Source organism: Streptococcus parasanguinis (genome assembly GCF_040908565.1).
In the GTDB taxonomy this organism is placed as follows: Bacteria; Bacillota; Bacilli; order Lactobacillales; family Streptococcaceae; genus Streptococcus; species Streptococcus parasanguinis_AC.
The window spans coordinates 44,886-59,463 of sequence record NZ_JBDGEA010000002.1 but is presented as its reverse complement, the minus strand read 5'-3'; the positions used below and the strand labels follow the sequence as shown (position 1 = coordinate 59,463).

Sequence of the window (14,578 nt, the reverse complement as noted above, 5' to 3'; positions counted from 1 at the left end):
ACTCAGCTTCCTTCGACTCCCGTTCTTCCAGAAGAAGCTTTACTCAGCCAATTCCCCACCTTGTCCGTTGTAGTATTGTTTAAACTCATCATAGGAATGAATCTCATGTTCTTGACCATCTATAGAATACTCTGCTGGTATCGTAACATTTTTAAATAAATTCGTTTTATGACTCACTAAAAGTTGAAGTATAGGAATGTTCGTATCCACACTAGGTCTATCTACCAAAATCCCTATCATAGAATGATTTTCGGAAAATAAATCTTTAGTATTTGGGTACTTATCAAACATTACAGCATCGGATTCAGGAAATTTTTTGGTTTTATCTAATGAGATTCTACGATCAGCCATTGTTAACTGCTCATGAATAGGTAAAAATGAAATATAGTTGGTTGAATCATTCACAACTTCTTTTTCGCTTGCATCACCTTGATCAATTACCTTCCCTGATTGTAAATCAATGGATTTAATAATTTCCTTCTTATAATGATCCTTGGAACTTTTAAAGTAGACATCCAACAATTCTTTACCCTTACTAATATAGATAACATTGTCAATTCTATCTGGTACATATGATTTGTTGTATTCACGAGTCATTTTAAAAAGATCATAATCCTTAGGAGTTAATTTCTTATTTTTTATATTGTATATAGTAATACCCCAATACTCTTTCCCATCCGGAATATTATGTTTAATATAATTAATATCCTTTAGTTTATGGTATTCTTTAACTATTTTCGTTTTCCCAACAATTGGATAAGATCGTAAAACGCCCCCATTATTCTTTGTCATATAATAATCGAGTTTATTTGAATAATCCCATTTTGTTACGATAACCTTCCCATTTTCAATAAAATCATAATCGACAATTTTTTCTTTCAAATCAATAAACGTATATGGTTTTATATAAATAGAGATATAAGTCATATAAGACAAACTCAATACAAAGCCTAGGCCAATCATGCCAAAGATTAGTTTTTTGACTCGATTCGGTAACTTTAACATGCGCTCGTTCCTCTCTTCCACCTCAGTTTCATTCCTTCTATCATACCGAATTTTCTTTCGACTCGCAAATCCGCTACTAGTTGGTGAGATCCCAACAAAAAAGCCATTGGAATCGCACATCCAATTGGCTCCTTTTTCTTATTCAATTCCTTCAAAGGCTAGGCTTGGTTTGGCATTGAGGTCCCAGCCTGCAAAGTTTTCTTTGTTCCATTCGCTGACGCTAGCATAGGCAATCATCCCTGCATTGTCCCCGCAGAGACGTAGAGGCGGAATGATGACCTTGACATCTGTGATGTCAGAAGCCAAGAATTCACGGAGACCTTGGTTGGCTGCGACCCCACCCGCAACGACTAGGGTTTTGACTGGATATTTCTCCAAAGCCTTCTTGGTCTTGGCCATGAGAATGTCTAAGACGGCTGCTTGGAAACTCGCTGACAGGTCTGCATTTGAGAGGGTTTCTCCTTTTTGCTGGGCATTGTGGTGCAGATTGATAAAGGCCGATTTGAGCCCTGAAAAAGAAAATTCCAGATTGTCTTCTTTGATCATGGCCCGTGGGAAATCGTAGATATCCTGTCCCTCGTGTGCTAACTCGTCAATCTCACGTCCTGCTGGATAGGTCAAGCCCATCACGCGCCCGACCTTGTCATAGGCCTCACCAACAGCGTCATCACGGGTCTCTCCGACGATCTTATAATCCCCCGCTTCACTGACATAGACCAACTCGGTATGTCCTCCACTCACCAGCAAGGCTAAGAGCGGAAATTCTAAGGGCTCGACGCTTTGAGCGGCCATCAAGTGCCCTGCCATATGATTGACTGGAATCAAAGGAAGACCGTGCGCCCAGGCAAAGGCCTTGGCTGCAGCCAAGCCGACTAAAAGAGCCCCAACCAGGCCTGGGCCGTAAGTAACAGCTACAGCGGTGACCTCGTCTTCTGTGATCCCTGCTTCTTCTAGGGCTTCTTCAATACATGCCGTAATGACTTCCACATGGTGACGAGAGGCTACCTCAGGCACCACCCCACCAAAACGCTTGTGACTTTCGATTTGACTGGCAATGACATTGGACAAGAGTTGGTCGTCATTTTTCAAGACAGCCACGCTGGTCTCATCACACGATGTCTCAAAAGCCAAAATATATCTATCTTTCATTCGGGTTCCTCTTCATGATCACGGCATCCTCTATCGGATCGTGATAGTAGTTTTTCCTCCGTGCAATTTCTTCAAAGTGCATTTTTTTGTATAGGCCTTGGGCCGGTTGATTGGAAACGCGCACTTCTAAAAAAATCTCTTTTTGGTCCGGCAACTGCGCGAGTAACTGCTGAGCTAGGCCTCGGCCTTGAAAGGCGCGCTTGACCGCAATCTGCAAAACCTCTGCTTCATAGAGAGTCTCTTGAATGGCGACAAACCCAAGGACTTGCCCCTCATCCATAGCTAGGAAATAGGAAGTTGATTCCTGCTCTATATCGGCTTGGATCTGCTCCAACTTCCAGGGGCTGTGGCCATAGACATCTTCCATCACAGAGAGAATAGCAGCCGCATCCTGGACGCTCCCTTTCTTGATTGTTCTTTTCATCATAGACGCTTGATGTAGGAGATCGTTGTTTCCGTGTGGTCTTTGAGCCAATTTTCCTCCGCTTCGACCCGTTTGAGATAATTGGGGACAAAATCATGGAGGCTAGCAGGCGCTTGTTTAAGGCCGAGACGTCCGATTTTCACTGCATCAGGCAGCGTTTCAGAGCAAGTAGCACTTGGGAGGCTAGAGGCAATCTGCTCCTTAAAAGCCGTGATCTCTCCGACAAAGGTGACCTGCTCACTCGATGCTGCACGCTCTAAGACCTCTTCAAACGGAATATGCCCTTCAGGTGCGACCAGCTGATCTTCTTGGTAAAAACCCGCATAGACGTTGTTCCGACGAGCATCCATGACAGGTACTACCAAACCTTCTAGATCATCCGGCACTAGAGCTAAGAGGCTTGAGACCCCGACCAATTCAATCCCTAAAGTATGAGCCAATGTCTTTGCGGTTGCGACTGCAATGCGCAGTCCAGTATAGCTCCCAGGACCTTCTGCCACCACGATGCGGTCCAAGTCCTTGGGTGTCAAGTCGATTTGTTGCATCAAAAAATCGATGACCGGCATCAAGGTGATACTATGATTCTTTTTAATGGTTAATGTTGTTTCTGCAAGTAGAGTCTCATCTTCTAAAATCGCTACAGAAAGAGCCTTACTCGAGGTATCAAATGCTAATAATTTCATTTCCTACTCCTCTTGAACTGGATTATATTATACTACAAATTCCCTTCAAATCCCAGCGAAACTCTCCCTTAAAGCGCAGGATTTTCATATCCAAAACCTCTCAAAAGCTTCTCTATTATAGGTCTTTGCCTCTCTGACTTTTCCAGTCTATCTTTTACTTACAGGCAAATTTATGATATAATGATAATTAATTGTATCGAATCAGGTCCACTAGTTGCGAGTAGAAAACTCTAGTGATTGCACTCCTTCGCAGCTAACAAATGGACCGAAATAATGAAAGGAAAATTACTTCATGATTTACAAAGTTTTTTATCAGAAAACAAAAGAACGGAACCCTCGTCGTGAAACGACGCATGCACTTTATCTCGATATTGATGCACCAAATGAACGCGAAGGACGCATCCAAGCTCGTCAATTGGTTGAAGCAAACACAGATTTCAACATTGAATTTATCACACCACTTTCTGAGCAACACCTTGCTTACGAGAAAGAGTCAGGTGCTTTTGAACTAACGGAGTACTAATCCATGGCTTATACCTTAAAACCTGAAGAAGTTGGTGTATTTGCCATTGGTGGACTTGGAGAAATCGGGAAAAATACCTACGGGATCGAGTACCAAGATGAAATTATCATTGTCGATGCCGGGATCAAATTTCCAGAAGACGACCTCCTTGGGATCGACTATGTAATCCCGGATTACTCTTATATCGTTGACAATATTGATCGTGTCAAAGCGGTCCTCATTACCCACGGACACGAAGACCACATCGGTGGGATTCCTTTCCTTTTGAAGCAAGCCAATGTCCCTATCTATGCTGGACCTTTAGCGCTTGCCTTGATCCGTGGAAAATTAGAAGAGCATGGCCTTCTTCGCGATGCCAAACTCTATGAAATCAACCAAAACACTGAACTTCAATTTAAAAATCTTAAAGCAACCTTCTTCCGTACGACTCACTCTATTCCAGAACCTTTGGGAATTGTGATTCACACCCCACAAGGAAAGATTGTCTGTACCGGAGACTTCAAATTTGACTTTACACCTGTTGGGGAACCAGCTGACCTCCATCGTATGGCAGCTCTTGGAGAAGAAGGCGTTCTCTGTCTGCTCTCAGACTCAACCAACGCGGAAATCCCAACCTTTACCAACTCTGAAAAAGTGGTTGGCCAATCCATCATGAAGATCATCGAAGGCATCCATGGGCGCATCATCTTTGCTTCCTTTGCCTCGAATATCTTCCGTCTCCAACAGGCAGCTGAGGCCGCTGTCAAGACAGGTCGTAAGATCGTCGTCTTTGGACGCTCCATGGAAAAAGCCATCGTCAATGGAATCGAGCTTGGCTACATCAAGGTCCCTGCTGGAACCATTATCGAGCCAAACGAGATTAAAGACTATGCGGCCAATGAAATCCTGATCATGTGTACAGGAAGCCAAGGAGAACCAATGGCAGCCCTCTCTCGGATTGCCAACGGAACGCACCGCCAAGTGCAACTCCAACCAGGAGATACCGTTATCTTCTCTTCTAGCCCGATTCCTGGAAATACAACCAGTGTGAACAAACTGATCAATACGATTTCTGAAGCGGGTGTCGATGTCATTCACGGGAAGATCAACAACATCCATACCTCTGGACACGGGGGCCAACAAGAACAAAAACTCATGCTCCGCTTGATCAAACCAAAATACTTCATGCCTGTCCATGGTGAATACCGGATGCAGAAGATCCACGCAGGACTTGCGCGTGATTGCGGAGTAGAAAAAGACAATATCTTCATCATGAGTAATGGTGATGTCCTCGCTCTTACAGCCAACTCTGCTCGTATCGCAGGAAGCTTCAATGCCCAAGACATCTATGTCGATGGAAATCGCATCGGTGAAATCGGAGCTGCTGTTCTTCGTGACCGGAGAGACCTTTCTGAAGACGGTGTCGTACTTGCTGTTGCGACTGTTGACTTCAAATCGAAGATGATTCTGGCAGGACCAGATATCTTGAGCCGTGGTTTCATCTACATGCGTGAATCAGGAGACCTGATCCGTGAAAGCCAACGCATCCTCTTCAATGCCATTCGTATCGCCTTGAAGAACAAAGATGCCAATATCCAAACCGTTAATGGTGCGATTGTCAATGCTCTTCGTCCATTCCTGTACGAAAGCACGGAACGTGAACCCATCATTATTCCAATGATTCTCACACCAGATGACGAAAATTAAAAAAATAACCAGTTGAGACCACTGTTTCAACTGGTTTTATTGTTGCATTTTGAAGAGCAAAGAAGAGCTTGGAATATTTCCCAAGCTCTTTACTCTTGTTTCTTAATAAAGATCTAGATAGTTGTCTACTTCCCATTGTGATACGAAGGTAGCGTAGCTTGCCCATTCAATTCGTTTGGCTTCAAGGAAGCTGGTGTAGATGTGCTCACCCAAGGCAGCTTTCACCACTTCGTCTTCTGTCAAGGCTTTCAAGGCATTGTGAAGGGTAGAAGGGAGATCTGTGATTCCAGCGGCTCTACGTTCTTCCGGTGTCATCACATAGATATTTTCTTCAATCGGAGCAGGTGCTTCGATTTTGTTTTCGATACCGTGAAGGCCGACTTCAAGCAAGACTGCCAAGGCTACATAAGGATTGGCCATTGGGTCTACGGAACGCAATTCCAAACGAGTTCCCATACCACGTGATGCTGGCACACGTACCAATGGGGAACGGTTGCGGCCCGCCCAAGCGATGTAAACGGGTGCTTCATATCCTGGAACCAAACGTTTATAAGAATTGACAGTTGGATTTGTCACTGCTGTAAAGTTGTAGGCATGCTTGATCAAACCACCCAAGAAGTGATAAGCAGTTTCTGACAATTGCATTCCACGTGGATCTTCTGGATCAAAGAAGGCATTGTTGCCATCTTGGTCAAAGAGAGACATATTACAGTGCATACCTGATCCGGCAATTCCAAATTTTGGTTTGGCCATAAAGGTTGCATACAAACCGTGTTTACGAGCAATGGTTTTCACAACGAGTTTAAAGATTTGGATCTTGTCACAAGCGCGGAGCACTTCGTCATACTTAAAGTCGATTTCATGCTGACCAACGGCTACTTCGTGGTGACTGGCTTCTACTTCAAAGCCCATCTTGGTCAAGACATTTACGATTTCACGACGAGTGTTATCTGCAAGGTCTGTTGGAGCCAAGTCAAAATAGCCACCTTTGTCGTTTACTTCAAGAGTTGGATCTCCATTTTCGTCCAACTTGAAGAGGAAGAATTCTGGTTCTGGACCAAGGTTAAAGGATTTGAATCCAAGCTCTTCCATATGACGAAGGGCACGTTTCAAGTTGCCACGTGGGTCTCCTGCAAATGGTTCTCCTTCTGTCGTATAGACATCACAGATCAAGCCAGCTACGCTACCATTTTCATCTCCCCAAGGGAAGACTGTCCATGTATCCAAATCTGGGTAAAGATACATATCTGACTCGTTGATACGGACAAATCCCTCGATAGAGGAACCATCAAACATGGCTTTGTTTGAAAGAACCTTGTCCAGTTGCTCATCGGTAGCTGGAATTTCGACGTTCTTCATAGTTCCCAAAATATCAGAGAACATCAAGCGAATAAAAGTAACATTTTTTTCTTTTACTTCACGGCGAATATCTGCAGCAGTAATTGACATTTTTGTCTCCTTAAAATAGATTACAAGCTTATGAAATGATCAACGAAATTGACCATATGGCGATGGGGAAGATGTGAAGCGACTTTGCTGAAGAATGTCACGATGAAGAGCCTTACGAATGGCTTCTTGGCTGACCACCTTGGTTTGCTCTTGCTCTTTTTCCGCATATCTCTTCTTGATATCCGCAATATTCAAACCATCTGAAATATAATCTTTGATCTCAAGCAGGCGGTCCATATTGTCCAATGAATACATGCGACGATTGCCTTCTGTTCGATCAGGAGAAATTAACCCTTGATCTTCATAATAACGAATCTGACGAGCTGTCAAGTCGGTCAGCTTCATAACACTTCCAATTGGAAAGACTGCCAGTGAGCGTCGTAATTCCTTTTCCTTCATACCATTCCTCTTTCTATTCTATTATATCGAAAAAAAAATCTATGTCAAGATTAAATGTTATATAATCTTACATAGGTTTTTTGTGCTTCTTTAGAAAATCTCGAATGCGATCGACATCCGAATTGACCAAAATCGCAACAAAAACGCCGATAAAGGTCTCAAATATTCGGGCAAAAACATACAAGAAGGTTTCTCCGTTAGGAATCGAGAGGGTAATAATCAGCATTGCCGAAACTCCTCCGATAATTCCTGCTTTATTATTCATAGCGACATTTGTCATAATGGTTAACATGGTCGCAATTGGGACAAAAATCAGAGTCACCCAATACGCTCCATGAAAGAGCGTTTTTAAAAGGAAGAACAAAACAGCATAAAAACCTCCGATACTATTGCCCATAACACGCGAAGCCCCGAAGTGGACACTCTTATCAAAGTCTTCCCTCAAACTAAAAACAGCTGTCAAGGTCCCGATCTGAAGGCCGTGCCAGCCAAATATTCCAAAAATAAGTAGTACAATAAAAACGGCAATCCCTGTTTTAAAGGTTCTCATCCCCAAACGGAATTTGGACCAATCAAATTTGTGTCGTTTAAAGTAATCCATGGTCACCTATCTTTCTATCTCTATTATTCTACCATATTTTCAGAAAGGAGAGAACAGGTAAAAATAGAAAGAAAAGAGAGTGGGACAGAAATCGGTAATTCGTTAGAATTCGATTTCGTCGTCCCACCTCCGCACAGTTGAGTAGGGCTATAAAAGCTGATGAAATCAGCGTAGTAGAGCCCACTCAACCACTGCGTCTTGCTCGACAATGCAAATACAATTAAGAGGCTGGGACTTTTGTCCCAGCCTCTTAATTCTAATTTGATTATTTATCTGTAAGAGCAGCCAATCCTGGAAGTTCTTTACCTTCAAGGAGTTCCATAGAAGCACCACCACCAGTAGAGATCCATGAGAACTTGTCTGCACGTCCAAGGTTGATCGCTGCGGCAGCTGAGTCACCACCACCGATGATTGATTTAACGCCTGGTTGTTTCACGATAGCGTCCATCACACCGATTGTACCAGCTTGGAAGTCAGGATTTTCAAATACACCCATAGGTCCGTTCCATACAACTGTTTTCGCACCAGTCAAGGCTTTATCGAATTCAGCAATTGATTTAGGACCGATATCCAAACCAAGGAAACCTGGGTCTACTGCTTCACCTTCAGTGTCTTTCACTTCAGTGTAATCAGCAAATGCGTTCGCTTCTTTTGAGTCAACTGGCAAGATCAATTTGCCGTTTGCTTTTTCAAGAAGAGCTTTAGCGACATCCAATTTGTCTTCTTCTACAAGTGAGTTACCGATTTCGATACCTTGTGCTTTGTAGAATGTGTAAGTCATACCACCACCGATAAGAACTTTATCAGCTTTTGCAAGAAGGTTTTCGATAACACCAATCTTATCAGATACTTTAGAACCACCAAGGATAGCTACGAATGGACGTTCTGGAGTTTCAACTGCTTCTTTGATGTAAGCAATTTCGTTTTCAAGAAGGAAACCAGCAACAGCTTTATCAACGTTTGCAGAGATACCAACGTTAGATGCGTGTGCACGGTGAGCAGTACCAAATGCATCGTTTACAAAGATACCATCTCCAAGTAATGCCCAGTATTTACCAAGTTCAGGATCGTTTTTAGATTCTTTCTTGCCATCAACATCTTCGAAACGAGTGTTTTCAACCAAGAGAACTTGTCCATCTTCAAGAGCGTTAACAGCTGCTTCCAATTCAGCACCACGTGTAACACCTGGGATAAATTTTACTTCTTGACCCAATTTAGCAGCTAAGTCAGCCGCTACAGGAGCAAGTGATTTACCTTCTTTATCTGCTTCTTCTTTTACACGTCCAAGGTGAGAGAAGAGGATTGCACGTCCACCTTGTTCAAGGATGTACTTGATAGTTGGAAGAGCTGCAGTGATACGGTTATCGTTAGTGATCACGCCATCTTTTACAGGAACGTTGAAGTCAACACGAACGAGAACTTTTTTCCCTTTCAAGTCAACGTCTTTAACAGTCAATTTTGCCATTAGATATGACTCCTTCTTTTTTTAATACATGATAATTATATCACAAAAGCTGTAAAAGAGGTAGAAAAATCCAATGCTTTTCCCCTCTAATTCGCTGGATCCGAACGACACTTCTAGATACAAGATCAAACCTCTCTAGTTTTCACCAGAGAGGTTTTTTTGAGAATGACTTTTTAAGCGAACAAACGAATCTTTTGAAAGAATTACTCTTCTTTCTTCTTACCAGCTAAGAGGAAGCCTCCTAAAGCTGCTAAAAGAACAGCTTCAGCTGCAAAGGAAATTTCTAGGCTTGCCGTATTTGGTAAGTGTTCCGATTGACCTTCTTTGCTTGCATCTTTTATTTCTTGCTGAACCGTTGGCTGTGAGTTTTGGGCACTTAACAACTGGTGGATCTCTTGATCGACCACATCCTTGTGATCCCCCTCTTCATGAGCATGTTTAGTAGAAATTGTTGGGACAGACTGATTCGCTTGAGATGAAGCTGTAGGCTTCAACGGATTAGCTGGATCCGGATTCGTTGGGGTACTTGGTTGGACTGGTTGATCTGGTTGAATAGGCTGATCTGGTTGAACAGGCTGATCTGGTTTAGCCGGTTCCTCTGGTTGGATCGGTTGATCCGGTAGGACTACTGGACTTGTTGTCTTATAGACAATCGCATAGTGGGTGAAGTGAGGAGCTGTAAAGATAACCACATCTCCAACTCTCTCAAAAGCCAAGGATTGAGGAGCTTGACCATCTAGGAAGAAGAGGACTTGCTCCACTTCTTTATCCTTATCCACAGGAATTTTCACAAGGGATGGATGGTGGGTATCGACATCCTGACCGCTTGCATCGACGCCTTCAATATCAAAGACGATTCCTTCTCGGCCCTTCAGCTCTTCTTTTTCTGCCTGATTGGCTTCAACTTTCGCAACTTTTAGTCCTTTAATAGCAGTAGGCTCTAAGTTGGAGAATTGAACTTCGACTCCAGTCGCAGGGTCTACAAAGACAGCTGGCTTATCTTCTTTCAGGAGTGCAATCAAGGTCTCTAGACCTGTCTTAGCTGTTCCAAGCGCTTCAGGAGTGAGCTCTGAAGAAGTTAGAAGCTCTTTATTTTTCTCCAGGAGTGCCTGCAAAGCGTCACCAGAAGGGTGATTTGGCTTGCTTGCTAATAGAGCGGTCGCTTCTTCTGTCAGAGCAGAAAGATCTTCTTTTTCTTTAACTAGATTGGCTTGACCATCCAAGGCTTTCAAGAGAGCGGTCAATTGGTTCAACTGCTCATTGACCTGATCTTGTGTGCTGCTATCATGCTCTTTCAAGACTTTTTCAGAAGCAGCCATTCCAGCCAACAAGGCTTCTTTGACTTCAGGACTGGCAAATGTAAAGTCTACTTTGGATTTTGCAGCTTCAGCTTCAGCCAATTTTTGCTTGAGGTATTCATCGTTGAGAGCTGGTTTTGGATTGACGAGGACATCAAAGCTTGTGCTAGCTCCCTTGTAATGGACGGTGATAGTTTGACGACCTTCCTTGGTCGCATCAAATCCAGTTACTTCCACACCTTCATCTGTCAAGGCATGCGTTTCGGTCGTTTCATCTTCAAAGACGACTGTAAAGCGTCCGCCTTCTTTCTCCAATGCTTCCCCGACAATATATTCCACTTTTGGTTTATCGGTCAATTCCAGACCAGCAACTGCTTTTTCACCCGCTTCCTCTGCACTAATCACAAAAACAGTGAGCGTCTTATCCAATTTCTGACCAAGGTAAGAAACTTCTAAGTGTTGTTCTCCAAGCTTGCTACTGTCAAAGCCTTGAACCTCTACTCCTGAGTTGGTGAGGTTGACCAGTTGATCTGCTTGGCCATCTTTATAATGAACACGGAGTGTTGCTCCTTTCAAGGAGAGGACATCCCCTTCCCGGTAGACTTTCTTAGTCAATCCATCTTCGAATTGGAGTCCCGCAATTTCTTTATCATTCTTTGGAACTTCGATCGCCAAGACATTACTGATATCTTTACCAGGTTCTTGCGCACGATAGTAGAGAAGAGACGGAGTTGATTCAAATCCGAGTGGTTTAAAGATGAGATTTCCAGCTTGATCGGCAGTCATGGTCGCAATTGGACTAGTGGCTTCTTTATCGGCATAAAGAGTCAGTGTGGTATTGGCCGGAACATCTTTGAAGCCGACTTGGACAAAATGATTACCTAGATTTTGCGCTGCAGCATGTTTCATCGGGATGTTGACCGTTTCAGTATCCAGACTTTCATACATCTTCCAGTTGTAAATCCGTATGGCTTGCCATGGGGTACCGTTATCTGCTGTAATGACATGGAGGCGCCAGTCTTGAGCCTTGATCGGATGATCCAGTGTAATGTCAGATACATGGGCTTTATTGCCACGAACTTCCTTGGCGAGCTTCCACTCACCCGCTTCGTCCTTGTAGTAAAGGTCGAAGTCACGGGTATTCATCTTGCCATCATCAACGGATTCCCCACCAGCACCGGCATGGTCCATCACCCAACGAACAATGGTCCGAGGTTGTGTCAAGCGGATATCGACGGTTCCACTCAATTGAGCAGAAGACCATTTATCTGAAAGACTGGTAATAGTCCCATTTAACATGCCTTCAATGCCTTCACTACTATCCGCATCTGGGAAGCTCGAACCGATCACTTTGGCTCCGATGACCACGTTTGGTGCTAGGGCTTTTGGAAGACTGGTATCTGACACGTTCATCCCCCAATCAAAGGCTACAGTTCCCGCATCCGAACGTTGACCGTTCTTCCCAACTGCCACAACCTTGAGTTCCTGAGTGGTTCCTTCAGCACTTGCTGAACGACTAACTTTTGGTAGATAGACGGTTGTCGCAGAAGACCCTGTTAAGAGACGCCAGTTGTCGCCATCTTTTTCATAGACTTCATAATAATCCGCATCTGCTACCCCTTTAAAATTGAGAACTGCTTCTGCTTCTTGCGCATTTTGTAGGCGTTTTGCCCGAACGGTGACTTCTGCTGGAGTCGCTGGTTTCTCTTGGTTTGACGTAATCGACAATTGGCCGAGGTTGAACTTGTAATCTTTGACATCTGTATCATGGTCAAAAAACATCTTCACAGCATAAATGGTCTTGCCAGCCAAACTTCCCAAATCAAAGGTTTGAGTAGACCAATCCGCACTCGGTGTCAATTCTTTCCATTCGTATTCAGAGTAGTCTTCTTTGGTGGCAACAGCTACCCAAGCTACTGCTCCGACCCCACCTTTATGACTGACGCTCAATTTGGTCGTTTCTGTCACAGGAATCTTGGTCGAATAGAGCATGACATTTTGACTGCTATTGGCTTTTAAATCTCCTTCAAAGGCTAGAGAATTTCCTCCATTGTAGGCTTGATCAAAATCATAGCGACCTTTTAATGGCGTACTATCTTCACTATGCTCTACCCACCAACGCCAGGTTGGAAGGTAGCCGGAAACAGAACGGTAGTTCCACTCCCCTTCTTTAGAAATCTTGCCATCCACAAACCAGTGTTTCCCGTGTCCAGTATTGAAGGAAGTATTGAAATCTTCACTTGTAATAGGGGTTTTGTCCACAACCAAATTAGACATTCCGTACCAAGATTGGTCTGCTGGTTTTCCTTTAGTCGGATCTCCTTGGAAACCTGTCCAGAATAGATCTTCATGAGTATGGTAACCTTCTCCCGTCTTTCCTAGACCTGTAATGGTATCAGGTGCATAAAGCCCAAGAGATAGACGCAACTTACCATGTTCATCTAAAATAGCATTCCAGTCGACATTGGTCTTATAAGATCCCCCTTTTTGGAGTTCCAGTCCAGCTAGAACATCATAAGGATTGCGCTGGATCCATTTAGCCGTACTGATCGAATAATCGACTTCTGATTTGCCCCAGTTAAAGTTGGCAAAGAAAGTATCAACTGGATTTTCCCCATTTTCAGGCTGCATGAAATTGTAGTTGTATTCACCCAGTGCATTTTCATGGTAGCGACCATATTCATAAGTCATAGCATCATACCAAGAGTACTTGATCGGATAGTTGATGCTCTTCGCATACTCCTTGGTATAAAGAAGGAAATCTCTTAATTTTGGCCCTAAAGGCTCTACTAAGTTCCCTGTTGTTTCTTGGTTGATAAAGTAGCCATCGAAACCATAGTACTTGGCAAGTTCGACTAATTTACGGGCGATCGGGAAGGTCTTAGATCCCTCACTATCTTCTTTCAAGGTTTCTGCAAAATGTTCTTGATCCTTGATGCTGCTAGACCAGTTATAAAAGATTGTCCCATAAATAGGAACCCCATTTCGGTGGGCTGCATCAATCACATCTGCTGATGGCACCAAGCCTTCCCAAAAGACCATGGAATCCAAATATTGCCAGTAATCAAAAGCATAGGCCTTAAATTCCTCCCCACCGACGGAAGCATGATCCTTAGCTTTTGAGTTCATGTTAGAAAGGGCTTGGATCTTTGCATCTGGGTTGGCTTGCTCGTTGATTTGCTTCCCTTGAAAACGACTCGCAAGTGGGACGCTTGCTCTGTTCATATCGTCATCCACTCGTTTTCCTGGTTCCCACTTCAAGAGATCGTCCCAGGTATCGAACTTAACTTCTTTCGGTCTTAATTGTTTTTCTTCATTGGTTGGTAAATCTTCCACTTTTTCTGCGACTGCTTTTGGTTGTTCCGTCGCTGAAACGGCTGGAGTATCTTTCGTCGTCGGGCTAGCTTCTGTGCTTGCAGGACTAGCCTCTGGAGTGACCGTTTCTGCTGTAGCTAGTTTTGCAGGATCAACTGTAGGAAGTGCTGCATCTGCAGTGTAGACTCCCGCTTCCCTGATCAAATGATTGATATCTTCTGTCGATGCTGAAGATGCTTCTAAAGGTTGTTCACTAGTAGAAATGGTCTCATCTGCTGAGACAGCACCTGTTCCTAAAAACGCTAAGCCAATTAATGCAGAGCAAACTCCCACACTAAACTTTCGGATACTAAAACGTTGTTGTTTTTCAAATTGGTGACTTTTCATCTTGACCTCCATTTTATTTTACTGATTTCCAATCTCCTAAAACACTCCTCCTCCACTATATTGCAACCGCTTTCATTTTTCTTGATTGGAAATCTTCACTCAGATTTAGTTTACCCCTTTAAAGAGAGGTCTGTCAATTCATTTCAGCCAATCCTATAATAAGGTGAGGAGAAACTAAATAAAGTACAAAAAAA

General features: G+C 43.4%; 11 protein-coding genes. 2 read left to right on the top strand and 9 right to left on the bottom strand.

The genetic code is table 11. The annotated features are described in order from the left end of the window. Positions 1-39 precede the first annotated feature (39 nt). The 4 genes from AB5Y61_RS01420 to tsaB are packed head-to-tail and all read right to left on the bottom strand — an operon-like array spanning position 40 to position 3,261. Positions 40-1,125 (bottom strand): hypothetical protein, encoded by a 1,086-nt coding sequence (locus tag AB5Y61_RS01420; protein ID WP_368402783.1) that lies wholly within the window; start codon positions 1,123-1,125, stop codon positions 40-42. An 18-nt stretch (positions 1,126-1,143) separates the two neighbouring features. Further along, on the bottom strand, positions 1,144-2,154 hold the full coding sequence (tsaD, locus tag AB5Y61_RS01415; protein WP_368402781.1) for a tRNA (adenosine(37)-N6)-threonylcarbamoyltransferase complex transferase subunit TsaD: 1,011 nt from the start codon (positions 2,152-2,154) through the stop codon (positions 1,144-1,146). Further along, positions 2,144-2,581 carry a ribosomal protein S18-alanine N-acetyltransferase gene (gene rimI, locus AB5Y61_RS01410; protein WP_368402780.1) on the bottom strand — a complete coding sequence of 146 codons (438 nt, stop codon included), beginning with the start codon at positions 2,579-2,581 and terminating at the stop codon, positions 2,144-2,146. The genes tsaD and rimI overlap by 11 nt, the downstream gene beginning before the upstream one ends. Beyond that, positions 2,578-3,261 carry a tRNA (adenosine(37)-N6)-threonylcarbamoyltransferase complex dimerization subunit type 1 TsaB gene (tsaB, locus tag AB5Y61_RS01405; RefSeq protein ID WP_368402778.1) on the bottom strand — a complete coding sequence of 228 codons (684 nt, stop codon included), beginning with the start codon at positions 3,259-3,261 and terminating at the stop codon, positions 2,578-2,580. The genes rimI and tsaB overlap by 4 nt, the downstream gene beginning before the upstream one ends. Before the next feature lie 292 nt (positions 3,262-3,553). Here tsaB and AB5Y61_RS01400 point away from each other — a divergent pair, with 292 nt between their 5' ends. Further along, entirely contained in the window at positions 3,554-3,784 is a 231-nt protein-coding gene (locus tag AB5Y61_RS01400; RefSeq protein ID WP_031576344.1) for a DNA-directed RNA polymerase subunit epsilon, read from the top strand. Positions 3,785-3,787: 3 nt separating this feature from the next. Then, on the top strand, positions 3,788-5,470 hold the full coding sequence (gene rnjA / locus AB5Y61_RS01395) for a ribonuclease J1 (protein ID WP_003015245.1): 1,683 nt from the start codon (positions 3,788-3,790) through the stop codon (positions 5,468-5,470). 102 nt (positions 5,471-5,572) lie between these two features. Here rnjA and glnA read toward each other — a convergent pair whose 3' ends face one another. From glnA to AB5Y61_RS01370, 5 genes are all read right to left on the bottom strand, one after another. Continuing rightward, positions 5,573-6,919, bottom strand: a complete 1,347-nt coding sequence (gene glnA, locus AB5Y61_RS01390; protein WP_003008870.1) for a type I glutamate--ammonia ligase — start codon at positions 6,917-6,919, stop codon at positions 5,573-5,575. 39 nt (positions 6,920-6,958) lie between these two features. Further along, positions 6,959-7,318 (bottom strand): MerR family transcriptional regulator, encoded by a 360-nt coding sequence (locus AB5Y61_RS01385; RefSeq protein WP_014713966.1) that lies wholly within the window; start codon positions 7,316-7,318, stop codon positions 6,959-6,961. Positions 7,319-7,385: 67 nt separating this feature from the next. Then, the gene (locus tag AB5Y61_RS01380; protein WP_368402777.1) at positions 7,386-7,919 is read right to left on the bottom strand and encodes an aromatic acid exporter family protein; all 534 of its coding nucleotides are present in this window, start codon (positions 7,917-7,919) and stop codon (positions 7,386-7,388) included. Between the two features lie 265 nt (positions 7,920-8,184). Beyond that, positions 8,185-9,384 carry a phosphoglycerate kinase gene (locus AB5Y61_RS01375; protein ID WP_368402776.1) on the bottom strand — a complete coding sequence of 400 codons (1,200 nt, stop codon included), beginning with the start codon at positions 9,382-9,384 and terminating at the stop codon, positions 8,185-8,187. Between the two features lie 203 nt (positions 9,385-9,587). Then, positions 9,588-14,384, bottom strand: a complete 4,797-nt coding sequence (locus AB5Y61_RS01370; RefSeq protein ID WP_368402775.1) for an endo-beta-N-acetylglucosaminidase — start codon at positions 14,382-14,384, stop codon at positions 9,588-9,590. Positions 14,385-14,578: the final 194 nt, after the last annotated feature.